At 71.8% G+C, this 26,060-nt stretch carries 17 protein-coding genes; 6 read left to right on the top strand and 11 right to left on the bottom strand.

Annotated features, from left to right (window positions below):
• From ACIQV3_RS19390 to ACIQV3_RS19350, 9 genes are all read right to left on the bottom strand, one after another.
• On the bottom strand, window positions 1-1,308 hold the full coding sequence (locus ACIQV3_RS19390; protein WP_403713618.1) for an MFS transporter: 1,308 nt from the start codon (window positions 1,306-1,308) through the stop codon (window positions 1-3).
• Window positions 1,305-2,570 carry an ATP-grasp domain-containing protein gene (locus ACIQV3_RS19385; RefSeq protein ID WP_403713617.1) on the bottom strand — a complete coding sequence of 422 codons (1,266 nt, stop codon included), beginning with the start codon at window positions 2,568-2,570 and terminating at the stop codon, window positions 1,305-1,307. The genes ACIQV3_RS19390 and ACIQV3_RS19385 overlap by 4 nt, the downstream gene beginning before the upstream one ends.
• Before the next feature lie 83 nt (window positions 2,571-2,653).
• Complete coding sequence (locus tag ACIQV3_RS19380) at window positions 2,654-3,907, bottom strand: cytochrome P450 (RefSeq protein ID WP_403713616.1); 1,254 nt, start codon at window positions 3,905-3,907, stop codon at window positions 2,654-2,656.
• Window positions 3,904-9,111 carry an amino acid adenylation domain-containing protein gene (locus tag ACIQV3_RS19375; protein ID WP_403713615.1) on the bottom strand — a complete coding sequence of 1,736 codons (5,208 nt, stop codon included), beginning with the start codon at window positions 9,109-9,111 and terminating at the stop codon, window positions 3,904-3,906. Before ACIQV3_RS19375 ends, ACIQV3_RS19380 begins: the two co-directional genes overlap by 4 nt.
• A 27-nt stretch (window positions 9,112-9,138) precedes the next feature.
• Window positions 9,139-12,285, bottom strand: coding sequence for an amino acid adenylation domain-containing protein (locus tag ACIQV3_RS19370; RefSeq protein WP_403713614.1), 3,147 nt, complete (start codon window positions 12,283-12,285; stop codon window positions 9,139-9,141).
• Between the two features lie 29 nt (window positions 12,286-12,314).
• Window positions 12,315-13,571 (bottom strand): ATP-grasp domain-containing protein, encoded by a 1,257-nt coding sequence (locus ACIQV3_RS19365; protein ID WP_403713613.1) that lies wholly within the window; start codon window positions 13,569-13,571, stop codon window positions 12,315-12,317.
• Window positions 13,568-16,594, bottom strand: a complete 3,027-nt coding sequence (locus ACIQV3_RS19360) for an amino acid adenylation domain-containing protein (protein WP_403713612.1) — start codon at window positions 16,592-16,594, stop codon at window positions 13,568-13,570. Before ACIQV3_RS19360 ends, ACIQV3_RS19365 begins: the two co-directional genes overlap by 4 nt.
• An 8-nt stretch (window positions 16,595-16,602) precedes the next feature.
• Window positions 16,603-17,427, bottom strand: a complete 825-nt coding sequence (locus ACIQV3_RS19355) for a mycofactocin-coupled SDR family oxidoreductase (RefSeq protein WP_403713610.1) — start codon at window positions 17,425-17,427, stop codon at window positions 16,603-16,605.
• 1 nt (window position 17,428) lies between these two features.
• A complete protein-coding gene (locus ACIQV3_RS19350) occupies window positions 17,429-18,154 on the bottom strand; it encodes a thioesterase II family protein (RefSeq protein WP_403713609.1) in 726 nt (241 codons plus the stop codon).
• 1,529 nt (window positions 18,155-19,683) lie between these two features.
• Between ACIQV3_RS19350 and ACIQV3_RS19345 the strand changes: the two genes are divergently transcribed.
• The 3 genes from ACIQV3_RS19345 to ACIQV3_RS19335 all read left to right on the top strand — a co-directional run bounded on the left by ACIQV3_RS19345 (window position 19,684) and on the right by ACIQV3_RS19335 (window position 21,627).
• The gene (locus ACIQV3_RS19345; RefSeq protein ID WP_403713608.1) at window positions 19,684-20,325 is read left to right on the top strand and encodes an LmbU family transcriptional regulator; all 642 of its coding nucleotides are present in this window, start codon (window positions 19,684-19,686) and stop codon (window positions 20,323-20,325) included.
• 205 nt (window positions 20,326-20,530) lie between these two features.
• Entirely contained in the window at window positions 20,531-20,947 is a 417-nt protein-coding gene (locus ACIQV3_RS19340) for a VOC family protein (RefSeq protein ID WP_403713607.1), read from the top strand.
• A gap of 338 nt (window positions 20,948-21,285) precedes the next feature.
• Complete coding sequence (locus ACIQV3_RS19335; protein ID WP_403713606.1) at window positions 21,286-21,627, top strand: HopJ type III effector protein; 342 nt, start codon at window positions 21,286-21,288, stop codon at window positions 21,625-21,627.
• A 54-nt stretch (window positions 21,628-21,681) separates the two neighbouring features.
• Here ACIQV3_RS19335 and ACIQV3_RS19330 read toward each other — a convergent pair whose 3' ends face one another.
• The gene (locus tag ACIQV3_RS19330) at window positions 21,682-22,062 is read right to left on the bottom strand and encodes a CPCC family cysteine-rich protein (protein WP_403713605.1); all 381 of its coding nucleotides are present in this window, start codon (window positions 22,060-22,062) and stop codon (window positions 21,682-21,684) included.
• Between the two features lie 274 nt (window positions 22,063-22,336).
• On the bottom strand, window positions 22,337-22,969 hold the full coding sequence (locus ACIQV3_RS19325; protein WP_403713604.1) for a hypothetical protein: 633 nt from the start codon (window positions 22,967-22,969) through the stop codon (window positions 22,337-22,339).
• 613 nt (window positions 22,970-23,582) lie between these two features.
• Between ACIQV3_RS19325 and ACIQV3_RS19320 the strand changes: the two genes are divergently transcribed.
• From ACIQV3_RS19320 to ACIQV3_RS19310, 3 genes are read left to right on the top strand one after another with little or no spacing between them, the layout of a single operon-like run.
• On the top strand, window positions 23,583-24,818 hold the full coding sequence (locus ACIQV3_RS19320) for an ATP-binding protein (RefSeq protein ID WP_403713603.1): 1,236 nt from the start codon (window positions 23,583-23,585) through the stop codon (window positions 24,816-24,818).
• Complete coding sequence (locus ACIQV3_RS19315; RefSeq protein ID WP_403713602.1) at window positions 24,815-25,675, top strand: roadblock/LC7 domain-containing protein; 861 nt, start codon at window positions 24,815-24,817, stop codon at window positions 25,673-25,675. The genes ACIQV3_RS19320 and ACIQV3_RS19315 overlap by 4 nt, the downstream gene beginning before the upstream one ends.
• Window positions 25,668-26,060, top strand: a complete 393-nt coding sequence (locus tag ACIQV3_RS19310) for a DUF742 domain-containing protein (protein ID WP_403713601.1) — start codon at window positions 25,668-25,670, stop codon at window positions 26,058-26,060. The genes ACIQV3_RS19315 and ACIQV3_RS19310 overlap by 8 nt, the downstream gene beginning before the upstream one ends.

Genomic DNA, 26,060 nt, shown 5'->3' with positions numbered 1-26,060 from the left:
TCAGGCGGCGGCCGTCGCGGCCGGGTCCGGCTGCGTGTCGGCGTGCAGCGCGGGTCGCTTCTCGGCCGCCTTGGCGAGCGGACCGACGAGCGCGCCGGCGAGCAGGAAGAAGGCGCCGAGCACCACCCAGCCCGTGGTCCCGTTGCCGATCACACCGATGGTGACGATGGTGGGACCGAGCACGAACTGGGCGCTCGTCCCCAGGTTGAAGGTGGCCAGGTACTCGGCCCGCGAGCGGTCCGGGGCCAGTGCGTACGACAGGCCCCAGCCTCCCGCGGACTGGTAGAGCTCGCCCGCGGTCAGCAGGACCAGCCCGAGGACCAGCACGGCGACGACGGCGACGACGGGCAGGTCGAAGCCCGCCAGGGCGAACAGGGCGCAGGAGCCCACCAGGGCCACCGCCGCCTTGTGCATCGCCCGGACGCTGCCGGCGACGTTCTCGGTCCCGGCCGAGGCCCGGACCTGGAAGACGACGGCGAGCACCGTGTTGACCACCAGCAGCAGTCCGACCAGGGCCTTCGGCGCGCTGGTGTGCTCGCTCACCCACAACGGCACGCCGATGCCGAGCAGTGCCATGTGCAGGACCAGCACGCCGTTGACCCCGGAAACCGCCACGTAGCGCAGATCGCGCAGGGCGACCAGCCGCAGGGGCGACTTCTTGGCCTTCTGCTCCGCCGGGGCGGGCGGGTTGCGCAACTGGAGCCTGCTCAGCAGCAGTGCGGCGACGATGAACGACGCCGCGTTGCCCAGGACGATCACGCTGAACGCCGCGCGGGTGCCCACCGCTATGGCGATGCTGGCGAGCAGGCCGCCGAGGGTGAAGCCCACGTTGAAGACGACGCGCATGCGCGCCATCATCGCGACGCGCCCGTCGGCACCCGCCATCTGCTCGGCGAGGGCCTGGTAGATCGGGAACACCGCCTGCTCGCCGACGCCGAGGAAGGCCGCGATGAGCAGGAAGCTGAGGAAGTCGTCGGCGAAGACGTACGCGATGAAGCCGCAGGCCCGGTAGACGTTGAGGATCACCAGGAGTTTGCGCGGGGTCCAGCGGTCCGCCAGCCATCCGATGACCGGCTGGGCGGCGAGTCCCAGGACGCCGGCGACCGAGAGGCCGATGCCCACCTGGGCCACGCTCAGTCCCACGACGGTGGTGAAGAACAGGGCCGAGCCCGCCAGGTACATGCCCGTGCCGATGGCGTCGATCAGCCCGATCGCGAGGAAGGCGACGCCTCCCTTCACGGCGGCCGGGCCGAGCAGCTTCTCGCGCAGGACGCCCGTACGGCTGCCCTGCGTCTGCCCCGCGGTCACAGCGCGGCCCCGGCGTCCACGGTGATGCGGACGGCCCCGGCGGCTTCCTCGGCCGCGGTCCGGGCCTCGGCCGGCCCGGCGGCGAGCACCATGATCTCGCCGACCCTGTCCCAGGAGGAGCGGAGTTCGGCCACGTGGTCGCCCGGTCCCACGGTGACGGCGGCGCGCAGCACGCCGGTGCGCTGCTGTACCTCCTCGATGCCCGTCACCTCCCTGACCGTGCCCGCGGGCGCGGTCAGGAAGCGGATCGCCGCGCCCATCGGGGCGCTGCCGGGCAGCTTCGGGCTGCCGCCCGCCAGGAGTTCCACCAGTGCGCGGATCACGTTGCCGCCGTATGCCGCGTCGAGCAGGAAGGTGATCGAGTCACCGGGCACCCGGCCCGCGCATTCGATGAGGACCGGGCCCTCCTCGCCGAGCATCCATTCGGCGTGCAGGATGCCGGTGTCGTACCCAATGGCCGCGACGAAGAGCGTCATCGCTTCCTCGAAGCCGCGCCGTACGTCCTCCGGAAGGGCGGCCGGCACGACGTGGCCCAGCTCCACCGGGTAGCGGCCGCCGGCGGTGAGCTTGTCGGTGACGTTCAGGAACACGATCCGGCCGCCGCGCACCAGGGCCTCGACGCTGTACTCGTGGCCGTACAGACGGCGTTCGGCCATGTAGCGCCAGGCGAGCTCCCGGTCGGGCAGCATGATGTCGTCGCGGGCGGCGACGGTGAGCTCCCAGGCGGCGGCGATGTCGTCGCCCGGCTCCAGCAGCTGGACGCCCAGCGAGGCGTGCCGGTTCGCGGGCTTGAGGACGACGGGCCCGCCGGCGGCGAACTCCTCGGCGTCCGCGGGCCCGTGCACCTCGGTCCATTCGGGGTTGCGCAGCCCCCCGGCCCGTGCGGCGGCACGGAGCTCCAGCTTGTCCGTGAGCGCGGCGGCGGCCTTGGCGCCGGCGCCGGGCCTCCCCCAGCGCTCGGCGAGGACGGCCGCGCCGTGGACGCCGTACTCCAGGCCGGCGATGACGAGTGCGACGGGCTCTCCCGCCAGGTGCTCCTCGACGGCTTCGGCGAGCGCGAGGTCCTGGTGGTACGGGGCCGCGACGACGGAGCCGACGCAGCGCAGGGTGGCCGCGGCCTCGTGGACGTCGCGCTTGCGGATGATGTCGGGGTCCTCGACCACCACCACGCTGTTCTCCGGCAGGAACTGCTCCATCTGGTTCAGCAGCAGCTTGCCGAAGCCGACCATGATCACCCGGCCGGCGGGGAGTTCCATCTGCATTGGCTCTTCTCTCTATGGGTGGGCGCGGGGACCCCGACGCCCCGGAGCGACCGCTCCGGGGCGTCGGGCTCGGGGGCGTGGGCTCAGGCCGGACGCAGGCGGATGTCGAACCGGTCTATTCCGGAGATGAAGTTCGACGGCCGGCGGATCAGACCGGACAGGGCCTCCACCGACTCCACGCGCGTGAGCAGTTCGGTGAAGAGCGAGCGCATCTCCAGACGGGCCAGTACGGCGCCCAGGCAGAAGTGCGGTCCGATGGTGAAGGACAGGTGGTTGTTGGGGGTGCGGTCGAGGCGGAACTCCTCGGGCGCCTCGAACACCTCCGGATCGCGGTTGGCCGCCGAGAGCCAGACGCAGACCGTGTCCCCTTCCTTCAGCTCCGTTCCGCCGAGCACGGCCGGCCGGGTCACCGTGCGGATGAGGTGCATGGCGGGGGTGTCGAAGCGGAGCATCTCCTCGATCATCGCGGGGATCCGCCCGTGGTCCTCGCGCAGCCACTGCCAGGCGCCCGGCGTGGTGGCGAGCCGGAGCAGGCCCGCCGCCACGGCGTTCTTCGTGGTCTCGTAGCCGCCGATGGCCAGGTTGAGGCAGTTGAGCAGCACCTCGTCCGAGCTCAGGCGCTCGCCGTCCATCTCGATGTCCATCAGGCGCCGGACCATGCCGTTCGGGTCCAGCCGGTGCGGCTCCCCCTCGATGATCTCCACGAAGTACATGAGGAGGTCGTTGTTGCCGGTCTCGCTGAAGCGGCGGCGCTCGGCCAGGGTGGGCGCCGCGGCGCCCGCCGCCTCGGTACCGGTGATGGCCCGGCTGGCCATCGAGGCGACCGCCTCGCGGTCCTCCTCGGGGATGCCGAGGATGGAACCGATGGCGAGCCGCGGCATCGGGGCGGTCAGCGCTCCGACCGCGTCGACCTCGCCCTGCCGTACGGCCGCTTCGGCCAGCCGCCGGGCGTGCTCCTCGATGACCGGGGTGAGCGAATGGACGAACTGCGGGGTGATCGCCCCGGTGACCAGCTTGCGCAGCCGTGCGTGGCGCGGCTTGTCGGTCAGCTCGATCATCAGCCCCGCCGCGGGGTCGCGGACGCCGAGCGTACTGTCCAGCGTCATGCCCCACTCGGAGCTGTAGGTCGCCACGTCGCGCAGGACGGTCCGGGTGTGGTCGTGCCGGGTCACCGAGTAGAAGCCGGGCGCGTCCGGCCGGTCCTGCCACGGGAGTTGCGGCAGGTCCCGCATCGCGGCCCAGACCCGGTAGGGCGGTTCCGGAACGAAGTTCGCCGGGGAGGAGAGGTCCAGGGAAAGGTCCACCGGCGCGGCCGCCGGTGCGTCGGCCGTCGTCATCGCCCCTCACCCTGCGGCTCGGCGGAAGCGGCGAGGGTGTCGAGGACGATCTCGACGACCTTGGCCGGCCGGGTGCGCGTGAAGTAGTGGCCGCCGCCGGGCATCTCCATGAGGCGCGGAACGCCGGTGAAGGGCGCCCAGTCCCGGTAGCGCTCCGCGAAACCGGTGGTGACCGGGTCGTCGGCCGCGTACACGGCCGTCGTCGGTACGGTCACCGGCTGCGCGGCGGTCGTCCCGCCGTCCCCGTACGTGTTCAGGTAGTACGCGTTGGCGCTGGTCGAGTCGTGCCGGAAGGTGCGCACGAGCAGATCGGCGTAGGAGGCTCCGAGCTCGTCGAAGCCCGTGAAGCCGCTCTCCACGATGAGCCAGCGCTTGATGTCCTCGTACGTCATCGAGGAGACGTAGTCGATGGACTCGTGCAGGGCGGCGGCGTCGTACAGCAGCTTGGCGCCGATGAACAGGTGCTCCACCTCGACGTTCCGAGCCGTCAGCAGCCGCGCCACCTCGACGGCCAGCGCGGACCCGACGCAGTGGCCCCACAGGACGATCTTGCCGCGCTCCTGGCGCAGCAGCTCCTCGACCACCAGGCCCGCGATGTCGGCGACCTGCATCAGCTCGTCGGCACCGGACTTGGGGTCGTGGCCGGGCAGCTCGACTCCCAGCACGGCGAAGGAGGAGTCCTTGCGCCGCATCGCGTCGGCGACCGGGCGGAAGTGCACTGCGTGACCGGCGCCGTAGGGGAAGCAGACGAGGGTCGCGGAGGGCCGGTCGTCGGCGGGCGTGAGCCGCACCAGGACACCGGATCCCTCGTCCTGGGTGAGCTTCTCGGCCAGCTCGGCCTGCTCTCCCAGACGCGAGTTGCGCATCACGTCCTTGATCGTCACCAGGCCGTTGAGCATCATCACCGCACGCATGGCCGCCAGCGAGTTGCCGCCGAGCTCGAAGAAGTCGTCGGTGAGCTTGATCGACGTGGGGTCGATGCCGAGGACCTCGCCCCAGACCGCCGCCACGCGCATCGCCGCCGAGGACAGTTCGCCCTCGGCCTCCGGGGCGGCCTCCACCGCCACCGCGGGCTCCTGCGGCTCGTCGGCGCCGTCACCGGCCCGCTCCAGTACGCCGGTGGGCAGCCAGCGGCCCCGGCCGACGACGGATCGGGTGCCGTCCTCGCGCACCAGGGCGATGTCGCCCGGGGCGCCGATCGCCGCGGGCAGGCCCGACGGGTCGAGGACGACGACGGACGCGTCGGACGCGAGGGCCCCGCCGTCGGCCACGGCCGGCTGCGGGCGGGAGCCGAACTCCGCCAGCGAGGCCAGTTCCTCGTCACCGAGCAGCGGCCGGGTGGCGTGGGAGTCCGACGGGTCGGCGGTCATCCGGTCGAGCGCGGCGATGAAGTAGCCGCCGATGCGCACGATGTGATCGTTGTCGAACGCGTCGGTGTGGTAATGCAGGCTGAGCTGCACCTCGTCGGTGTAGAAGTGCCGGGAGAACTCCGAGCGGAAGGGGAACTCCGTGATGGCCACGGCGCGGACGTCCAGCAGCGAGAACTCGGGCAGTTCGCGCAGCTTCTTCAGCGAGTAGAAGTGCGTGAAGTTGAAGACGGTCTCGAAGAGCGGCACCTGGGTCTGCAGGTCCTGCTTCATCTTGGCCATCGGGTAGCGGCGGTGCGGCAGGAACGAGGTCTCGGCGTCGTAGATCTGCCGGATCAGTCCCTCCCAGCTGCCGTCGGCGATTTCCACCCGCAGCGGCACCGAGTTGAGGAAGAGGCCGCACGCCTTCTCCGCGTCCGCGACTTCCGGGCGGCCGCTGTGCTCGTAGCCGGTCATGACGTCCCGCTCGCCGGTGACCACGGCGTGCACCTTCATGTGGGCGGCGAGCAGCACGGTCTTCACCGGGACGCCGAGGCGTCCGGCCAGTGCCACGATCCGGTCGGAGAGCCCGCGCGGGAGCGGCACGTCCTGCAGGATGACGTGGAAGGCCGCTTCCTCGTCCCGCGGACGCAGCCGCGGGATGATCGTCTGCGGCCGGTCCTCCAGACGGTCGAGCCAGTACTGGCGGTCCTCCGGCGAGTTGATCGACTGCTGTTCCAGGCCGATGAAGTTGCGCAGGTGGTTGGGGACCGGCTCACCGGTGAACACGCCGTCGGTGCACAGGGCGTGGTAGATCTCGAACAGCTTGGTGTGCACCAGGTTGATGCTCCAGCCGTCCAGGGCCGAGTTGTGCTGGCTGATGCTGTAGCGGTACAGGTCGTCGCGCAGGACGTGGACGTGCAGCCGGATGAGGCCGGGGTACTCCCAGTCGAAGGCGTGGGCCTTCTCCTCGCGCTCCCACTCCTCGTACCAGACCTCTTGGGCCGCCTCGTCGAGGTGGCGGACGTCGGCGATGAACACCGGAGGCGGGTCCACGGACTTGTGGACGAGCTGCAGGTAGTCGCGGAAGCCGCTCAGCCGGTAGCTCGTACGGAAGATCGGGTTGTGGTCGACCAGGATCCGTACGGCCTCGGTGAAGGCCCCGGCGTTGAAACCACTGTTGATCAGGTAGCCGATGATGTCGTGGTACTGGGAGCTGCCGCGGGTCATCTCGCTCTGGAAGATGGTGCCCGCCGAGAGCATCGACATCGGGTAGGCGTCCTCGACGTCCTCCGGCAGACGGCCCCGCTCCTCCTCGCTGATGAGCTCGAACGGGGCGAACTCGTGGCGCAGTTCCTCCCGGGTGCCGCCTTCGTCCAGTACGGCCGCCAGGGCGGCGACGGTGGGGTTGGCGAAGAGCTGCTGGAAGGTGAAGGCCAGGCCGAGCCCCCGCGCCTTGGCCAGCACGGTGACGAAGTGGATGGAGGTGCCGCCGAGCGCGAAGAAGCTGTCGTGCACGCCGATCCGGTCGCGGCCGAGCACCCCGGCGATCAGGCCCGCCAGCGCCCTCTCGCTCTCGGTACGGGGCTCCACGTGGCCTGCGGCCTCGGTGGCGGGCTCCGGCAGGGCGCCCCGGTCGAGCTTGCCGTTCGGGGACAGCGGGAAGGCGTCCAGCAGGACGACGCGGGCCGGGACCATGTACTCGGGCAGCGTCCCCGCGAGGTGGACGCGCAGCTGCTGCTCCGTCGGCCGGTCCTCGGTGGTCTCGGCGGCCACGGCGTAGCCGACCAGCCGCTGGTGCCCGTCCGAGCCGGTGCGCACCACGACCACCGCGTCGCCGACGCCCTCGTGGTCGAGGAGGCGGCGCTCGATCTCGCCCGGCTCGATGCGGTAGCCGCGGAGCTTGACCTGGGAGTCGTTGCGGCCCAGGTACTCCAGGGATCCGTCCGGGAGGCGCCGGACGAGGTCACCGGTGCGGTAGGCGCGGGACTCGCCCTCGAAGGGGTTCTCCACGAACCGCTCCGCGGTGAGTTCCGCGCGGTGGAGATAGCCGCGGGCCAGGCCGTCGCCGGCGATGTACAGCTCGCCCGGCAAGCCCACCGGCCGCTCGCGGCGCTGCCCGTCGAGCACGTGGAGCCGGATGTTGTCGATGGGCAGACCGATCGGCACCACGGTGTCGTCGGCCGAGGTGCGGTGGTGGCTGACGTCCACGGTCGCCTCGGTGGGCCCGTAGAGGTTCACCAGCTCGGCGTGGCGCAGCAGTTCGGCGAAGCGGCGCACGTGGTGCACGCCCAGGGCCTCGCCGCTGGCGAAGACCCGGCGCAGCGAGGAGAGGCGTCCCTGCGCTCCGGTGGCCGCCACGTAGTCGAGGAACGCGCCGAGCATCGTCGGCACGAAGTGCAGGGTGGTCACCCGGTGGCGCTCGACGGCGGCCACGATGGCCTCCGGCTCGCGCTCGCCGCCCGGTGCCAGCAGGGCGACGCGGGCGCCCTCGATGTGCCACCAGAACAGTTCCCACACCGAGACGTCGAAGGAGACGGGCGTCTTCTGCAGGATCGTGTCCGCCGCGCCGATCGCGTACGCGCGCTGCATCCAGTGGAGCCGGTTGACGACGCTGCGGTGTTCCACCACCACGCCCTTGGGGGCGCCCGTGGAGCCGGAGGTGTAGATGACGTACGCGGCGTCGGTCGCGGACCCCGCCGCCAGGGGCTCGCCGGCGTCCTCGGAGGTGTCCGCGGACAGCTCCAGCACGGTGACGGAGGACGGCACCAGGCCGGCGCGATCGCGCTGCGCCAGGACGATCGCCGCCTTGCTGTCCTCGAGCATGTACGTCATGCGCGCGGCCGGCAGGGAGACGTCGAGGGGCAGGTAGGCGGCTCCGGCCTTCAGGACGGCGAGGATGGCGACGAGCATCTCGACCGACCGCTCGGCGAGGACACCGACGACGGCCTCGCGGCCCACGCCCTGCTCCCGGAGCGTGCGGGCCAGCCGTGTGGTGGCGCGGTCGAGCTCGGCGAAAGTGAGGGAGACCTCGCCGGACACGACGGCGACGGCGTCGGGGGTCGCCGCCACCGTGCGGGCGAAGAGCTCCGGGAGGGTCACGTCGCCGGGGAACGCCACGGTGGTGTCGTTGGCCGCGGCGACCACGGCCGCATCCGCCTCGGTGCTCAGGTCCAGCGCCGAGAGCGCGGTGTCGGGCGCTGCCAGGGCGGCGGTGAGCAGCCGGGCGTAGTGGGCGGCGAGGCGGCCGGCGTTCTGCGGGGAGAACCGTTCCGCCTCGGTCCGTACCTCGATGGCGAAACCGGCCTCGGTGCGCCGTACGTGGAACAGCACGTCGGTGGCGACCGCGTCGACCGCCTCCGCGGCGTGCAGGCCCTCCAGCGCTACGGCCACCTCGACCTCGGCGCCGGTCAGCTCGACCGGGTAGTCCTGGTGGGCGAGCACGTCCAGGGTGGCCTGGCGCAGTCGGCCCAGGAGGGTCTTGAGGGTGTCCTCGGCCAGCAGTTCGAGGCGGGTCGGAAGGACCCGGGCCAGCGGCTGGGGCCCGGTCGGAGGCTGGCCGACCGTCAGGTCGCGCTCACCGGTGTACGCGTTCAGCAGCGCGATCGCGGCCGCGGTGAACAGCGTGTGGAGCGTGGTGTCGTCGCCACGGCTGACGGCGGTCAGCCGCTCGGCCAGAGCGGGATCGAGGTCGAGCACCGCGGCCGGGCGGGTGCGTCCGGTACGGGCGGCGGCGGGGCGGTCGGCCGGGAACCCGGTGGCGCGGGACCCGTCGAGGAAGCCGGCCCAGAACGCCGCCGAGGCGGGCCGCTGCGAGGCGGCGATCTTTCGCTGCCCGACGGTCAGATGAGAACTCATGAAAGGTGGTGCTCCTCGGCGTGTGGATCAGAAGTCGAAAGCGATGCCGGGAAGTTCCGGCGCGGCCGTGGTGTCGGTGGCGCCGGGGCCGGCCGGCCGTCCCAGCGCGGCGACCGTCGTGTCCGGGTGCGCGAGCGCCCGGTCGAGGATGCCGAGGAGGGTGTCGCGGAACGCGGCGACCGTGGCACGGTCGAAGAGCTCCGTCGAGTACTCCCACTCGATGTGCAGGTCGTCCTGCTCCTCGAAAACCTGCATGTTCAGGTCGGCCATGCCCTGTCCGGTGTGCCGGGGCCTCAGCAAGACGCGCTCCCCGAGGAAGTCGGCGGCCTGCAGGGCGCTCGCCTGGAGCGCGAGCAGGGTGTCGAAGAGGGGGTTGCGGCCGGGCGTGGGCTCCCCGGCCTCGCGGACGAGTTCGCCGTACGGGAAGTCCTGGTGGGCGAACGCCTCGCGGGCGGTGGCGGCCGCCTCCTCGACGAGCGCGCCGAACGGCTTGTCCCCCGAGGGCCGCAGCCGCAGGGACACCGTGTTGACGAACATGCCCACCGCGGTGTCGAGGCCGGGGGCGGTACGGCCGGCTGCCGGCACCCCGACGGTGATGTCGTCCTGACCCGTGACCACGGACAGGAAGACCGCGTACGCGGCCGCCAGCGGCGCGAAGAGCGTGACGGAGCGCTGCGCGGCGAAGGTGCGCAGCGCGGCGGTGCGTCCGGTCCCGAGCCCGAACGGCAGCAGGTCGCCCGCGTGGGTCCGCAGGGCGGGCCGGGGGCGGTCGGTGGGCAGCTCGGCCGGGACGGGCCGGCCCCGGAACGTGGAGGTCCAGTACGCGCGCTGCTCCTCGGCGATCCCCTTGCCCTCCCCGGCGGCCGCCCAGTGGGCGTAGTCCCGGTAGGGGTGGGCGACCGGCGGCAGTTCCCGGCCGTGGTACAGGGCGTCGAGGTCGCCGAAGAGGTGTCCCAGGGACAGTCCGTCGACCACCAGGTGGTGCAGGTCCACGAACAGCACGGCCCGGTCGCCGGACCGGTGCAGGCCCGCCCGGGCCAGCGGCGCGGTCTCCAGGTCGAAGGGGCGCACCAGCTCGTCGAGCCGCGGCTCCCCCTCGGTGACGCGCAGCTCCGAGACGACCTCCGCGTGCACCACCTGTACCGGTTCGTCCTTCAGCAGGAACGCGGTGCGCAGGACCTCGTGACGGCGTACCAGTCCGCGCCAGGCCTCCGCGAGCCGTGCCTCGTCCACGTCGGCCGGCAGGTCCAGCAGCAGCGGCACGTTGTACTGGACCGAGGCCTCGTCCCGGCGCTGCGCCACGAACAGCGGGTACTGCTGCGGCGCGAGCGGATAGTGGTCGGCCGGCGGGGCGGCGGGCAGCCCGGCGGGCCCCCGGGCCTCGGGCGCCCGGGTGCCGAGCAGGAGGGCCAGGTCCTCGACGGTCGGGTTGCGGAAGATGTCCGCGACGGTCACGGGAACGCTGAATTCCGTGCCGATGGCGGTCGCGAGACCGGCGGCCATCAGCGAGTCGACGCCGTGGTCGAACGCCGAGTCGAGCACCCCCACGGTGGCGCCGGGCAGCACGCTCTCCCAGATCGCCACCAGCCGCTCCTCGACGGCGTCCCGCGGCGGCACGTGCTCCGCCGGCAGGTCGTGGAGATCGGCCGGATCGGGTAGCGCCGAGCGGTCGACCTTGCCGTGGGCGGTCAACGGGATGGAGTCGAGCAGGACGAGGTGCCCGGGGATCAGGTGGCGCGGCAGCCGGTCCGCCAGGTGCTCGCGCACCTCGCGCACGTCGAGCGGTTCGGTCTCCGTGAAGTAGGCGGCGAGGTAGCGGTCGCTCGCCTCCCCGCCCTCGCGCACCAGCGGTACGACGACGGCCTCGCCGACGGCCGGGTGTCCGCGCAGCACGGACTCGATCTCCCCCGGCTCGATGCGGTAGCCCCGGATCTTCACCTGGCCGTCGGCGCGGCCGAGGAACTCGATGACCCCGTCCGGGCGCTGTCGTGCGAGGTCGCCCGTGCGGTACATGCGTCCGCCGGGCAGGAAGGGGTCGGACAGGAAGACCTGCCCGGTGAGCTCGGGGCGGCCCAGGTAGCCGAGCGCCACGCCGTCGCCGCCGACGTACAGCTCGCCCTCGGTGCCCGGCGCCACCGCAGCGCCCGACGGGTCCAGCACGTAGGCGGTCGAGTGGGCGATGGGCCGCCCGACGGGCAGCGGCCCGCCGGTCTCCTCCGGGCTGATGCGGTGGGTGGTGGAGAAGGTGGTGTTCTCCGTGGGGCCGTAGCCGTTGACGACGCGTATGTCGGGGCAGGCCCCCATGACCGCGGCGACGTGCTCGCCGGCGACCACGTCGCCGCCGACCACGAGGTCGTTCAGCGGGGCGAAGACTGAGGGGTCCTGCCGGGCGATCCGGCTGAAGAGGGGCGAGGTGAGCCACAGCGTGGTGACCCCGTGGTCCCTCAGCGCGGCCCCGAGGCGACCGGCGTCCAGAACGGCGTCCTCCTCGGGCAGCACCAGCGCGCCGCCGTTCAGGAGCGGGCCCCAGAGCTCGAAGGTGCTCGCGTCGAAGGAGACCGCGCCGGTCTGCAGGACCCGCATCCGCTCGGAGAACGTGACGAAGTCCGTACCGCGGACCAGGCGGACCACGTTGCGGTGGCACACCATGACGCCCTTGGGCCGTCCGGTGCTGCCCGAGGTGTACATCACGTACGCGAGGCTCTCGGCCCCGACTCCGTCGGGCTCCCCGGCCCGCGGGGCTGCCGCGTCCGGGGCTGCCGCGTCCGGGGCCAGGTCCTCGCGGATCGCCATCTCGGTCCCGCGGCCGCCGGGCGCCTCGCCCTCGCGGTCTCCGAGCAGCAGCCGCACCCCGCCGTCGTCGAGCAGGTACTCCACCCGCCGGTCGGGCTCGGAGGGGCTGATCGGCAGGTACGCGGCTCCGGCGCGCAGCACGGCCAGGTTGGCGATCACCCACTCGGGGCTCCGCTCGGCGCGTACCGCCACGAGTTCCCCGGGGCGGACCCCGTGCGCGAGGACGCGGGCGGCGAGCCGGGCCGAGCGTTCCGCCAGGTCGCGGTAGGTCAGCGTGCCGCGCTCACCGACCACCGCGGGCGCGTCGGGGGTCGCCGCGGCCTGCCGGAGGAACAGCGCGTGGATCGTCGCGTCGCGCGGGTAGCCCTGCGTAGCTTTCATCGTTCGTTCCATCTCTTCGTGCTCTCGCCTCACGCGCCCGCGCCGGCCGGCGGCGCGAAGACGGGGCGGAAAGTGGCGGTGATCGACTCCGCGACCGTCCGCAGGGCGTCGTGGTCCGGGGCCGAGCCGAAGACCACGCCCAAGTGGCTCTGGGTGCCCTCGCGCCAGTCCACGAGCCGCCCCGGCCCGGCGTTCGCCTCGACGTTGCGCACGCCGGGCAGCCCGGCGAGCTCGGACAGCCCGCTGACCGAGGCGAGCGTGCCCGCCACGGCCGGCGGGGTGAGGAAGTACTGGTAGGTGACGCCCCGGTGGCGGGCCGCCGGGATACGGGGCTCCCCGCCGAGGGCGACGTCCAGCGCGATGCGCACCAGGTTGATCCCGGTGGCCCGGCGCAGGATCTCCGGGACGTATCCGCCCAGTCGGCCGTTGACCTCGATGATGCGGGGGCCGTCCGGGGTCAGCTTGATCTCGGTGTGGGTGATGCCGTGGCGGATGCCCAGGGCCCGCACGGCGGCGGCCTCCAGGGCCAGGACCTCGGCGGCGGCCTCCTGCGACAGCGTGGCCGGCAGCAGCATCCCGGTCTCGCGGAAGGGTTCGGCGAGGGCGAACTTCCCGGTGACGCAGACCTGCCGGGAGGCGGACCCGGTGTGGACGGACTCCACGGAGACGTAGTCCCCCCAGAACCCGCCGGCCACCCGGGGGTCGCCCTCCAGCATCTGCTCGGCGACGAACTCGATGCCGGCCGGGCGGGCGGCCGCCGTGGCGAGGAACTCCTCGGCGGAGTCCACCCGGGTGGTGTGCAGGCTTCCGGCACCGATCCGCGGCTTGATCACGGCCGGCACGCCGACCAGGTCGAGCGCCCGCGCCGGATCGTCACCGATCACCGCGCAGCGGGTGGCCTGGACCCCGGCCTCGGCCAGGATCCGGCGCTGCACCAGCTTGTCCACCAGCGCCGGGATCAGTTCGACCGCGTGGTAGGGCAGCCCGAGACCGTGCGCCATGCGGGCCGTCTCGGCGAGCTGGTACTCGCTGTAGGTCACGACGCCGTCGACCGCGGCTTCCCGGAGCAGGTGGAGCCGCTCCTCGGGATCCCGTCCGGTGACGTCTACGACCTCGCCCAGGGCGAGCATGGACTGCCGGGCGGCGGCGGCCCCGGGCCGGTCGAAGTCCGCGACGAAGACCACCTCGCAGAGCCGGTGGGCGGCGGCCAGGATGTCGTTCGCCGTGGCGGAGCCCAAGTCGTAGACGACCGCGACTCGAGGCGGCTTCCGTATGCCGGCGCTCATGACTGCTCCGCCCCGGCCTCGGCCGACTGACGCGCCGTGAGGTGCTGCACGAGGAGCGCCGCCGTCGGCTGCAGGTAGAGGTCGCGCAGGGGTACGGGCGGCAGGCCTTCCCGGCGCAGCGCCGCGGAAAGCCGTACCGCGAGGAGCGAGTTGCCGCCGAGCTCGAAGAAGTCGTCGTCCGGCTCCACCTCGGGACCGAGAGTGGCCCGCCAGGCGCGCAGGACCACGTCGGCCAGGCTCTCCTGCTCCGCGGGGGCTTCCGCCTCGGTCATGACGGCGGCCTCGGCGTCGGCCTCCACCGCGGGGAGCTGGTCGGGCTTGGGCAGCTTGGCCGCGTCGACCTTGCCGTTCACGGTGAGCGGGATCTCGGACACCGCGGTGAGGGTGGCCGGCACCATGTGCTCCGGGAGGACCTCGCGCAGCCGGCGCCGGACCTCGGTCAGCGAGCCGGAGGGCCGCAGCACCACGTAGGCGTCGAGGCGCACGCCGGCCGCGTCGCCGTCGCCCTGGTTCAGTACGACGGCGCCCGCCGAGACCGTGGGGTCGTCGAGCAGGACGGACCTGACCTCGCCGAGCTCGATGCGGAAGCCCCGTACCTTGACCTGGTCGTCGATCCGGCCCAGGTGGTCGAGCCGTCCGCCCGGACGCAGCCGTCCCAGGTCGCCGCTGCGGTAGACGCGTTCGCCGGTCAGCGGATCGTCGACGAAGCGTTCGGCGGTGAGCTCCGGACGGTTCAGGTAGCGGTCGGCCACGCCCGCGCCACCGACGTAGATCTCGCCGGGGACGCCGAGGGGCTGGACCCGGCCCCGGTCGTCGCGCACGGAGAGGGTCCATCCCGGCAGGGCCGTTCCCACCGAGCGGGACCCGGCGGCCACCTCGACGGGGGTGACCGTCTGGGTGGTGACGTGCACGGTGGTCTCGGTGATGCCGAACATGTTCACCAGCCGGCACCGGTCGTGCGGCTCGCGCCGGAACCACAGCTCGAGGGAGCGCACGTCCAGCGGCTCGCCGCCGAAGACCACGAGCCGCAGGGCGAGCGACTCCTGCTGGTTCAGGTGCACGTCGCGCAGCGACGCGAAAGCGGACGGGGTCTGGCTCAGCACGGTGACCCGGCGCTGGAGGAGCAGCGCGTGGAACTCCTCCGGCGAGCGCGAGACCCAGTACGGGACCACGACGAGGTGGCCGCCGGTGAGCAGGCAGCCCCAGATCTCCCACACGGAGAAGTCGAAGGAGCTGGAGTGGAACAGCGTCCACACGTCGTCCGGGCCCAGCCGCATGTCCCGGGTGGTCGCCGCCATGAGCGCACCGACGTTGCGGTGGGGGACGACCACGCCCTTGGGCTTGCCGGTGGATCCGGAGGTGTAGATGACGTAGGCCGGCGCGTCGGGGTCGTCCGCGGGCTCGGGCGCCGCGGCCGTGGATCCGGCCAGCGCGCTCGGGTGGACCGCGGTGACGCCGTCGATGACGGGGAACTCGCCGAGGGTCGTGACCACGAGGCGCAGCCCCGCGTCCTCGGTGGTGTAGCGCAGCCGCTCGACGGGGTAGCGCGGGTCCATCGGGACGTAGGCGGCCCCGGTCTTGAGCACCGCGAGGAGGGTGACCACCAGGTCGGTGTCGCGGTCCAGGCAGACACCCACGAAGTCGCCCGGCCCGACGCCCCGTTCGCCCAGTGCGGCGGACATCCGCGTGGCCGCCTCGTCGAGCTGCGCGTACGTCAGCTCGCGGTCGGCGTCGGACAGCGCGGTCGCGCCGGGCCGTTCGGCGGCGAGCCGGGTGAAGGCGCTGTGCACGGTGTGCAGGGTGGTGGCGGTGTGCGGGGTGGTGGCGGCGTGCAGCGTGGTGGCCGGCTGCGCGGTCGTGGCGGCCCGCGCGGGGGCGGGCCGCGAGCGTCCGAGGTCCAGCAGGGCCGCGCGCTCCTCCTCGGCGATCAGCTCGACGTCCGCGCCCAGCAGGATCCGGGTGTCGTCCGGCTTGGCACCGATGAGCGCCGCCAGGCGACCGACGTGGCGGGCCAGTTGCTCGGCCACCTCGGGGTGCAGCACCGTCTCGTCGTACTCGAGGCGGCCGCCGAGGAAGCCGTCGCGTCGCGGCTCCCAGGTGAAGGTCACCGGGAACGGCAGCTCCAGGAAGGGCCGGTACGCCTCGTCCTGGCCCGACAGCTCCACGATTCCCACGGCGGGGACGGGCTGGTCGGCACCGACGGGCGTGGCGGAGGCGATGGCGCGCTCGGCCTGCTGGACCAGGTCGGTGACCGGGGTGTTCTCGTCGACGGGCAGGCTCACCGCGGCGAACCGGTCACGGCCCGCGCGGTCGGCGGTGAGCAGGCCGACCGTCCGGCCGCGGTCCGCGTAGCGGGACAGCACCAGGGCGGTGGCGGCGATCAGGACGGGAGTGACGGGCTCCGGGGCGACCTCCACGGGGCCGATCCGCACGACGCCCGTGGCGCCGGCGCGGCGCGCGTCACCCAGGCCCCAGGCCGGGGGTGCGGCGTCCACGGCGTTGTGGCGCGTCGGTTCGCCGGGGCCGGCGAGCCGGGCCGCATCGTCCGCGGCGCCGGACAGGATCCGGCCGACGAGGTCGAGTCCGGCGCTGTCCACGGCGCGGCGGTGGGCCACCAGGACCAGGTCGGCCACGCCGTCGGCGTAGGAGAGCAGGACCATGCGCAGCCGGGCGCCGTGGCCGACCGTCCGGGAACCCTCACGGGCGCGCAGCGCCTCGGAGGCGGGGTCGGCGGCGGCGGTGACCACGTCCTCGACCCACAGCCGGAGGTCCGCGGGCAGCGCGCCGGCCTCCTGGGCGGCGGTCAGCAGCCCGGTGACGCGGTCCGCGGTGAGCCCTTCGGGCATCCGGCGGACGAGGCTGTGGCACGCACGCGCGGGCCGCGCGTCGAAGGCCGTCCCCGCGAAGAACTCGGCAGCGCTGCCCGTGGGTCCGGCCGTCGGGGGCGGGCTGATCCGGGTTGACATGCTGATCTCCTGGCTGGTGCGGGCGGTGGGCGCGGTCGTGCGGTCGGGTCCGCTCATCGGTCCGCTCATCGCGTGCTGAATCCGCCGTCGACGGTGACGACGCTTCCGGTCACCTGTCGGGCGTCGTCACTGGCGAGCCACAGGGCCGTGGAGGAGACGTCCTCGGGGTTGACCAGGGCGTTCATCGGCTGGGACTCCAGGAACGCGGTCTCCTGGTCCTCCGGTGCGACACCGAGCGAGCGGGCGACCTCCGAGAGCATCCGGCCTTCGAGGGCCGGCTCCTCGCGGACCTGTCCGGGACACAGGGCGTTGACGCGGATCTGCAGGGCCGCGTAGTCGAGCGCCGCCGCCTTGGTCAGCCCGATCAGGCCGTGCTTCGCGGCGACGTAGCCGGCGAAGTAGCGGTAGCCCACGAGCCCCGCCGTGGAGGAGATGTTCACGATGCTGCCGGAGCGCTGCTTCGCCATGGAGGGCGCCACGGCCTTGATCATCCGCCAGGCGCCGGACAGGTCGACGTCCAGCATGACGCGCCACTCGTCCTCGGTGATCTCGTGGCTGGCCTTGCCGGAAGGGGACGCGATGCCGGCGTTGTTGACCAGGACGTCGATCCGGCCGAACCGGTCGAGGGCATCGGCGACGGCGGCGTCGATCTCCTTCTGCTGCCGCACGTCCGCCCGGGCGGTCAGCACGGAGGCGCCGCGCTCGCGGCACAGCCGTGCGGTGGCCTCCAACTGGTCCGCCGTGCCGAGCGGGTACGGCACGTCGGCGATGTCCGCGGCCACGTCGAGCAGCGCGAGGTCGGCGCCCTCCTCGGCGAACCTCAGGGCGCAGGCACGGCCGAGGCCGCGGGCCGCGCCGGTGATGAGGACGGTCTTCTGGGAAAGTCGCACGTCAGTTCTCCGTACGCCCGGACCGCAGCCGCGAGGCGATCAGCTCGAGCAGCGACTTGGCATCCGCGTCGAGGTACATGTGGTCACCGGGCACGTCCACGGCGGTGAACGTCGCACTGGTCGCGTCGCGCCAGTGGCCGGCCGCGTCGGCCGAGACGAGGTGGTCGTCGACGCCGCGGATCGAGGTGACGGGCGCCGCGAGCTTGCGCTCGGAGGTGGGCGCGTAGGCCTCGTGCATCTCCACGTCGGCGCGGAGCGTGGGGAGCAGCAGCTCGCGCATCTCCGGGATGTCGAAGGCCGGGTGCGTGTAGCCGGCGAACTCCTGGACCCGGGCGAGGAACGCGTCGTCGTCCAGTCCGGTCGCCCGCTCCGTGCGTCCGTTCCACGGCCCCTGCGATCCGCTCACGAACAGGTGGACCAGCTCATTGGCACCGTGGTCGGCGATCCGGTGGGCCAGCTCGTACGCGAGGATCGCGCCGAGGCTGTGGCCGAAGACGGCCACCGGCCCTTCTCCGGCCGCCGCGAGGGCGGCGTCCAGCAGTCCGTCGGCCGCGGCCTGCACGTTGGTGTAAGGGTCTTGGTCGACCAGGCGCTCACGGCCGGGCAGTTGGATCGGCTTGACCTCGACGCCCTCGACGCCGAGGGAACGCCAGGGCATGTAGAAGCTGGCGCCCGCTCCGGCGAAGGGCAGGCACAGCAGAGGTGTGGCATGAAACATGGGGCTCATGGCTCCGTGAGGGAAGTTCGAACAAAGACGGGATCGGTCCGTCACGAGGGATGTGCGCGGGTTGCTGGTGGAAGCCGCCGGCATTGGTGAATGCCTTAGGACGGCAGGCAGCCCAAACCACAAGGGCAGGAAATTCGACAGAGCGTCAAGTTCGCCTCACACAAAAGAAGACAGCGGCGCCATCACCCAGCCCCCGTGCCGCTCGACGACCGGATCATGCAACAGGCCGCAACGGTTGTCGAGCCGCGAATCCGATGGCCAAGGGACGTGACGGCCCCCTGGCGCAAAGCCGCAGCACCGGGAATCCCTTCGGCCACCGAATCGGGCGGACCGGGCGAAATCAGCCGCATAGCATCGCCGGCACCAAGGCTCCCCGGCGGATTCACGAGGTTTTCAGCCAGTGATGATGTCGGGAATCGGCCACCGAACACCCTTGGAACTGAAGTCGGTTCTGCCTCGCGGGCCCGCCCGCGTGTCCCGCCGGCGGGACACGCGGGCCGCCCGCCGCCTGGTGAGGTGAATCCTTCCGGCCAAAACTGCGAAGGTTTCATGGAGGGCCCGGATCGCACTTGACAGGGGGCACCCCCGCCCACAGGATCTCTCGGAACGGGGCGTGAACGCCGGGGAATTGCCAGGGCGATCACCCAGGGATGAAGAAAAGCCGGAGCCGGCCTTTCGCGGACGCTTTGACGCCCGCCTTGACGCCCGCCTGGAAGCGGTTCTCCGTGCCGAGTTTGCTCATGAGCGTCGCGAGGTTCCGGCGGAACGGGCGAATCGAGACACCGACTCTCGCGCGCGATCGCCTCGTCCCGCACCCCGGCCGGCATCAGCCGGAAGGGCACGGATCCCGGGAGCCGGATCTCCACGCCGAGTTCGGCCGGTTCGCGCAGGCGCTCGGCCCCGTTGGGCGATCTGAAGAACGACTCCGCGTAGACGCCGCGCACGGCGACGCCCCGCGAACGCACGCAGCCCGTACGCGCCACTTCCACGCGACGAGCAAGGTCTCCCCCCACCAGCCCGGTCTTCAGATCACCTGGACCATCGTCCTGTTTGCGGCAGGTTCCATCGCGGGATGGGCGATTGCCCGAAAGCACCAGGGCTGCACCCTTTGATGCGGGTACCACCCGCCCTCAGCCTCGGCATCCTGCTGCCGGGCTGATTAATGCCGGTCGATTGATCTGGACCACGGCCCGAACGCGATGCCAGACTCCCTGGTGACCAGTGCAGTTGCTCGCCGCCCGGGAAGCGGTAGATCCACGTGAACTCCACATATCAGCCAACCGTGCTTCAGGACTCGGCGTGGCCGACGGCCATCAGTCGTCGAACCGACGACGCTTTCACGCCAAAATGCCTCGCTCGGCGCGTCGACCCCCGCGCCCGCGCCACAACGGCCCTTCGTCCCCAAGGCCACGGCACTGAACCGCGTTCGACGATGCGTTACGGGGAAGAGCGGCCGGCACACCAACAGCCCGCCTCCGGCTTCATCGACCTTCCGTCCACCGACCGACCTGACCAGAGAAGCGATCAGCATGGAGACGTCCGTCAGTACGACCACCCTGCGCACCGCGCCCCGATCCTCTCCCGGTGCGGCGGCCCTCACACGCCGCACAGGCCTGTCCCTGCCACCGGACTTCCCCCTGGCCGAGTGGAAGCGGTTCGGCAAGCACCTCTACCTGATAGCCGACTCTTCGAGCTGGTGGCTCGGCGACTGGCTCATTTTCGGCCAGGACATGTACCCCGGACGCTATCGACAGGCCATGGAAGAAACAGGCCTGGACTACAAGACCTTGCGGAACTACGCCTGGATCGCCAGGCGGTTCCCGGCCGCCGAACGGCACCCGAAGGTCAGCTTCCAGCACCATGCCGAGGTCGCCTCGCTGGAGCCCGCGAAGCGTGCGATGTGGCTGGAACGCGCCGCTCAGGAGGGCTGGTCCCGCAACACGCTCCGACAGCACGTGCGGCATGCGGCCCTGGCGGGATCGGTCGACGTGGCCGACGTGGACGACGAGCGACGCAAGGGCAAGCAGGTTCAACTTCAGGTGCGCACGACCGCGGAGCGGGAGACCCTGTGGGCGGGCGCCGCCGAGCGCGACGGCCGCGATCTGGCCGAGTGGATCATCAGCAGCCTCGACCGTGCCGCGGAGCGGGAGACGGATCCTGCGCGCGGTTAGCCCGATCTTCAACGTTCGACGCCGAGGGGGGCGACGGCGGAGCGCGGAGCACCGGGCGACGGGTGTGTTCGGGCGCCTTGACCGGCCCGCCTCTACGGGGCGTGCGTGCGACACGAGGTGGGCGGGCGGACCGGGGGAACCCTCCGTACGCAGGCCGCACCCCTAGGCTGCCCGCACTGACCATTCGCCACAAAAGGGAGTGAACGTGCCCTCTCGGCTGAACCCGTACATCAGCTTCGCCGGCGACGCGAAGCAGGCCATGGAGTTCTACAAGGCGGTGTTCGGCGGCGAGCTGGCCGTCCACACCTACGCCGGATTCGGCGCCGAGGCGCCCCCCGGCTACTCCGACAAGATCATGCACGGCATGCTCGAGACGCCCAGCGGGTTCACCCTCATGGGCGCCGACAATCCGCCCGGGGCGGAGCACGAGCCGGGGAACAACATCGCGGTGAGCCTGAGCGGCGACGACCTGGACGAGCTGCGGGGCTACTGGAACGAGCTGTCCGACGGCGGCACGGTGTCCGTCCCCCTGGAGAAGCAGATGTGGGGCGACACCTTCGGCATGTGCACGGACAAGTTCGGCATCACGTGGATGGTCAACGTCAGCGAACAACAGGGCTGATCCGCCGCACCCGGCCCCCTCTGACCTCGAACGGCTGCTTCTCGTAACGCAGTTGGGCGCCCCACCGCCGGGGCGGGGCGGGGCGTCCGGGCGTAGCGGCGACACGTTGAGTGACCTCTTCCACGCACGGCGTCATCTCTCCAGGGCGGAGCACCGTGCCCGGGGAGCCGGCGGATCACAGAACCGGCTCCCGGCGGGGCGTGCGGACCCATGGCGTGACCTGCGGAGATGGCGTTCGTTCGGTCGTGTCGCGCGATTCTTACGGCCGGGCGCCAGGGGTTAATGTCGTCCGGTCACGGACGGCGAACGGATCGTCTGTGCAACCGAGGGGAGCCACCATGACCGATCTGAACTCGCTGCGGGTAAGCCTTGCGTCCGGTGAGCACGCGTTCGCCGACACCTTGGCCTTCGTCACCGCGCACTACGAGTACCAGCCGCAGGCGTTCCACAACGGGGAAGCGGAAAATGCCGCGGGTGAGAACGAGGGCTCCTGCAAGACCCTGGGACTGGCCCTGCTGGAAGGGCTGAGCGACCAGGAAGCGCTGCTGGCCTTCGGGGAGCACTACCGCAGCGTGCTGGCCACGCCGAGCGGCACCGATCACAGCAACATTCGCAACCTCATGGCCCATGGCCTGGCAGGGGTGAAGTTCGCCGGGCAGCCGTTGGCCCGCAAGAACTGACGACCAGTCGACCGGAGGCGCGTGCGGCAGCGGGCCGGTCTTCGGGTACGTACGTCAGCGCCAGAAGGTGGGGAGCCACCAGCAGAGCACCGAGCGGTCGTCCGGCCACGGGGCGGGCTCGTCCGCGTCCCGGTCTTCGAAGGAGTCGCGGGTCGGGTCGATGGGGCGCCAGGCGGGGTCGAGCGGCTCGTTCTCGTTCGCGGGGCGGACAAGGTCCCGGACACGTCGCTTGCAGGCGCCGAAGTCCTGGTAGTTCCGCTGGGCCTCGATCAGGGAGACCTTGTTCGCTCCGCCGTCCATGGTCGGCCAGCGGAACTGGACGCCGTCGTCCTCCCAGAAGCACACGGGGCAGATTTCGTAGGAGCCGGGCATGTGGTCCAGCACGCGGTGACCGCAGCAGGGGCAGGGGTGGGGGGCGGGGTGGGGGTCGCTCACCCGCGCAGTCTCGTGCAGGCGGCGTCGCTGTGCCACGGATTTCGCTGTCGTGGCGCACCCCGCCGGCAGCGGGCCCGCCCGAGGGGAGTCCATAGGGGCCGGGATTGCTCCGCGCGGGGTTCCGCTTCGCTGTCCGACGGGCCCGGCTCTGACCCACGGATATCGCCCTCGGGTAATTGAATTGCGAAAGAATTCCGGAACTCCGGTGAGTGGACGGCTATCACTTCGCTCCGCTCCGCGATTCCGCGGCCGGGCAGGATCCGAAACAAACGGTTTAGGCCAGGTGGTCCAGCAGCCAGGAGGCTTGCGCGGTGGGGATCAGCAGGCCTCCCGGGTCGGCGGGGGCGGTGGTGCTGTCGTCGAAGTCCTCGTCGCTCAGCCCGCCGGTGACGTCACCGGCAAGGTCACCGACGACCAGTTTGACCTTCTTCGGCAGCCGCGGCCAACCGCCCCGTGCGTCCAGCTCTGCGTGCTCCTGCGGGGAGGGAGCCGTTCCGTTGAACGAGAAGTACCGCCGGGCCCGGTGGTCCTCCTGCCGGTACTCCATCGCGGCGAGGGCGTAGCGGACGGCCAGGGCTCCCCTGCCGATGCCGCCCACGGCGAGCGGGGCGCTGCCGGTCTGTTCGGCCGCCGTCCGCCGGAGGGCGTCCACGACGGTGTCGGCCAGGTCGGGCAGGGGGGCGGCTCCGTCGTTGAAGCCGATGAGGATCAGGTCGTGGCCGCGGGCGCGCACCGCGTCGCCGAACGCGTCGGCGCCGGAGCAGAGGCGGGCCCGGAGCGCGGCCAGGTCGGTCTCCCCCGGTCCCGCCTTGCTGGCCAGAACGAGCGGCTTGACGATGCCCCCGTCGCTCGCGGGAAGGATCCACGCGGTTCCGGCGTCGAGCTTCCACTCCTGGTCCGATGCCATGAGTCCTCCAGGGGACGGGTGTTGGCGATGGCGTCGCCACGTCGACGCACGAGCCAAGGGAAGCGGCAGCCGCACGGCGCGCGAAAGAGCGAAATCACGCCGCCGGGCCGAGAGTCGATCACGGAGGCGGCGCCCCCTCGGGCGTGCGGATACCTGTTGCCGCGTCAGGAACAAGCGGACATAAGCGCGCCCGCGACATCCGCGAACGGAGCACCGGCACATCGGGCCCGCCAAGCCCCTCCGTGGTTCGGTTGGCGCCGTGCGGCGGATAGTTGTGAGAGATCGCCGCCCCTCACGTGAAGAACTGCTTAACGGAGCGGTGTCGCGAGGGGGTGGCCGACGGTGGATGCGAAGGGCCGAAAGGCCATGTCAACCCACAACCCTGACAGTCTGGTTGGGGGATCGGGCGCCATAGCGGGCGTCCGGAGGGCCGATGATCCGGTGATAACATCCCGGCATCTGTGATCTTGATTCATTTAGACGCAGATGCTGATTTGGATCGGCGGCATGCTTCCCGCGTAACAGCAGGTGAACCGTGCCGATCAGCTGTGTTGCGGGGCCTCGCGAGGTGTATCTGCAGCCGTCCGCATGGCACGCGCCGGGAAAGGTTTCCATGAATCGAGACGCACTTGTGTGGTGCCTGGTCGCGGTGACGGCGATAGCCGTCGTCGCGATCGTGGCACTCGTCGCCCGCACCAGAGCGCTGGGGGCGAAGAAGGCACACACCGAGGCCGAACTGAGGCACCAGCTGCTCGCGACGGACAGCCACCTGCACGCGTCGCGCGCCGAGTTGCTGAGGTTCCAGAGCGAGCAGGACGCCACGCTCCGCGCGGCCAAGGAAGCCGCGGAGGAGAACACCAAGGCCGTCCTCAAGGGTGCCGCGAGCCTCCTGCAGAGCCTGGCCGCCGAGCAGACGACGCTCCTAGACGGCATCCAGCGCAAGTACGGCGGACACACCGTCCTGAGCGACCTGTTGGACGTCAACCACGCCAACGCCCAGATGGCGCGCAAGGCTCAGGGCATCGCCGTCATGTGCGGTGCGCCGCTCGGCCGCCGCAACCGGCCCGCCAGCGTCTACGACGTCGTGCGCAGCGCCCAGGGGCAGATCCGCAACTTCCACCGGGTCGCCATCATGCAGCAGACCAGTCTCGCCCTGAAGGCGTCCGCGGTCGCGCCCGTCGCCCTCGCCGTGGCGGAGCTGCTCGACAACGCCGCCAGCTTCTCGCAGCACGACGCACCGATCGAGGTGACGTTCCAGCGGGTCCAGAACAACCTCTGCATCGTCATCGACGACGCCGGCGTCAGCATGAACGACGAGGAGCGGCAGCGGGCGACCGGGCTGCTCTCCGGAGAGATCGCCCCGCGCCTGTCGCAGCTCGGTACCCAGCCCAAGTTCGGCTTCCCGGTGATCGGCCTGATCGCGCGTCAGCACGGTTTCAAGGTCGATGTCACCGGAGTCTCCCGGTACGGCGGCGTCCGGGCCGTCGTCCTCTTGCCCGAGGAGCTGTGGACCATGGAGGAGATCCGGCCCGTCCAGGAGGCTCCGGGCAGCGGCGCTCCGGGCAGCGAGGCTCCGGTCAGCGAGGCTCCGGTCAGCGAGTTCCGGCGCGCCGCCGAGAGCCGGCCCGCCCAGAGCACGACGGCGCGGACCATGCACGGTCTGCCCAAGCGCGGCGCGCGTCAGGCCCCCATCGCGAGCGTTCCCGACCCCGACGCCACCGCGCCCGCGCCACGGACCCCGGGGGACTCGGGCCGCACGTCCGGGCGCGGCCTGGGGGCCTTCCAGCGCGGCACCCTCTCCGGCCGCAACCTTGACGCCACCTCGTTCGAAGGGCCCGAAGAGGCATGACCGCAGACCTCTCGTGGATGCTCGAGGACATCGTGCACAACGTGCCCCGCGCACGGCACGCCGTCCTGCTGTCGGCCGACGGCCTTCCTCGCGGCGCGACCGAAGGCCTGGCCGAGAAGGACGTGCGCACCATCTCGGCGGCCATGGCCGGGATGCAGTCGCTCAGCCGGGCCACGGCCCACTTCGCCGGGACGCAGGAGGACCGGCGGTGGAACCAGACCATCATCGAGTTCTCGCACGGCTGGAGCTTCCTGATCGGGGCGGGGCAGGGTTCCTACCTCGCCGCCGCGGCCGCGCCCGATGTGGACATGCAGCAGATCTCCTTCCGCATGCACCGCCTCGTCGCCCGGCTGGGCACCAACCTCACCTCGCCCCCGCGGGTGACCACCGAGGACGCCGGAGGTCCGCGCGGGGGCGTCCCACGGCAGCAGGGCCCCGGTGACTCGGGTTTCGTCCTGGGCGAGCTCGACCGGGTGATGTCCGAAGTCAAGGGTGCCCGGCACGCCGTACTGCTGGGGTCGGACGGTCTTCCCCGCGGGGCGACCCACGGGATGAGCCGCGACCTCGCGGACACGATCTCCGCGGCCATGACGGGCATCCACGCCTACAGCCGGGTCACCTCCCAGTTCGCCGGGGCCGTCGAGAACGCGGAGTGGCGCCAGACGGTCATCGAGTTCCAGCACGGCTGGATCTTCCTGATGGCCGCCGGGCCCGATGCCTTCCTGGCCGCCGCCGCCGAACACGACTGCGACATCGAGCAGTTCACCACGCGTCTGCACGAGGTGGTGCCCCGGCTGACGGCGACGGGGACGGCGACGGCTGCATCGACACCGGGGAAGGGGACCAGCCATGCCTGAGGGGCTCGACCGGGACGAAGAGCTGGAACTGACCTCTCCATTAGTCCCCCTCTTCGTGATCACGAACGGACGTGCACTGCCCCCGGACCACGAGTACGAGCACACGACGCTCGTGACCGCGGCGGCGGAACACGGACAGGTGGCGGCGCGCACGCTGTCCCCGGAAGCGGGGCGGGTCATGGACCTGGTCGCGGACGGATTCCTGTCCGTGGCCGAGGTGGCGGGGCACACGCACCTGCCCCTGGGTGTCGTCCGCATCCTGCTGGCGCAGCTGGAGGAGGACGAGCTCATCCTCGCGAGGACACCGATCCCGCGCGCCGAACGTGTCGACAGAGAGCTGGTCAGCGCCGTGCTCGAAGGCCTGAAGAATCGATTCGGAGCGTAA

It is taken from the genome of Streptomyces sp. NPDC099050 (assembly GCF_044759865.1).
In the GTDB taxonomy this organism is placed as follows: domain Bacteria; phylum Actinomycetota; class Actinomycetes; order Streptomycetales; family Streptomycetaceae; genus Streptomyces.
Note: the sequence above shows the minus strand (reverse complement) of the source record. Positions and strands in the feature narration are given on the sequence as shown.

Excerpts from the sequence above, each read along its gene's own strand:
- ACIQV3_RS19385 (WP_403713617.1), bottom strand. The coding sequence starts at position 2,570 with ATGCAGATGGAACTCCCCGCCGGCCGGGTGATCATGGTCGGCTTCGGC.
- ACIQV3_RS19380 (WP_403713616.1), bottom strand. The coding sequence starts at position 3,907 with ATGACGACGGCCGACGCACCGGCGGCCGCGCCGGTGGACCTTTCCCTG.
- ACIQV3_RS19375 (WP_403713615.1), bottom strand. The coding sequence starts at position 9,111 with ATGAGTTCTCATCTGACCGTCGGGCAGCGAAAGATCGCCGCCTCGCAG.
- ACIQV3_RS19370 (WP_403713614.1), bottom strand. The coding sequence starts at position 12,285 with ATGAAAGCTACGCAGGGCTACCCGCGCGACGCGACGATCCACGCGCTG.
- ACIQV3_RS19365 (WP_403713613.1), bottom strand. The coding sequence starts at position 13,571 with ATGAGCGCCGGCATACGGAAGCCGCCTCGAGTCGCGGTCGTCTACGAC.
- ACIQV3_RS19360 (WP_403713612.1), bottom strand. The coding sequence starts at position 16,594 with ATGAGCGGACCCGACCGCACGACCGCGCCCACCGCCCGCACCAGCCAG.
- ACIQV3_RS19350 (WP_403713609.1), bottom strand. The coding sequence starts at position 18,154 with ATGAGCCCCATGTTTCATGCCACACCTCTGCTGTGCCTGCCCTTCGCC.
- ACIQV3_RS19345 (WP_403713608.1), top strand. The coding sequence starts at position 19,684 with ATGGAGACGTCCGTCAGTACGACCACCCTGCGCACCGCGCCCCGATCC.
- ACIQV3_RS19335 (WP_403713606.1), top strand. The coding sequence starts at position 21,286 with ATGACCGATCTGAACTCGCTGCGGGTAAGCCTTGCGTCCGGTGAGCAC.
- ACIQV3_RS19325 (WP_403713604.1), bottom strand. The coding sequence starts at position 22,969 with ATGGCATCGGACCAGGAGTGGAAGCTCGACGCCGGAACCGCGTGGATC.
- ACIQV3_RS19320 (WP_403713603.1), top strand. The coding sequence starts at position 23,583 with ATGAATCGAGACGCACTTGTGTGGTGCCTGGTCGCGGTGACGGCGATA.
- ACIQV3_RS19315 (WP_403713602.1), top strand. The coding sequence starts at position 24,815 with ATGACCGCAGACCTCTCGTGGATGCTCGAGGACATCGTGCACAACGTG.
- ACIQV3_RS19310 (WP_403713601.1), top strand. The coding sequence starts at position 25,668 with ATGCCTGAGGGGCTCGACCGGGACGAAGAGCTGGAACTGACCTCTCCA.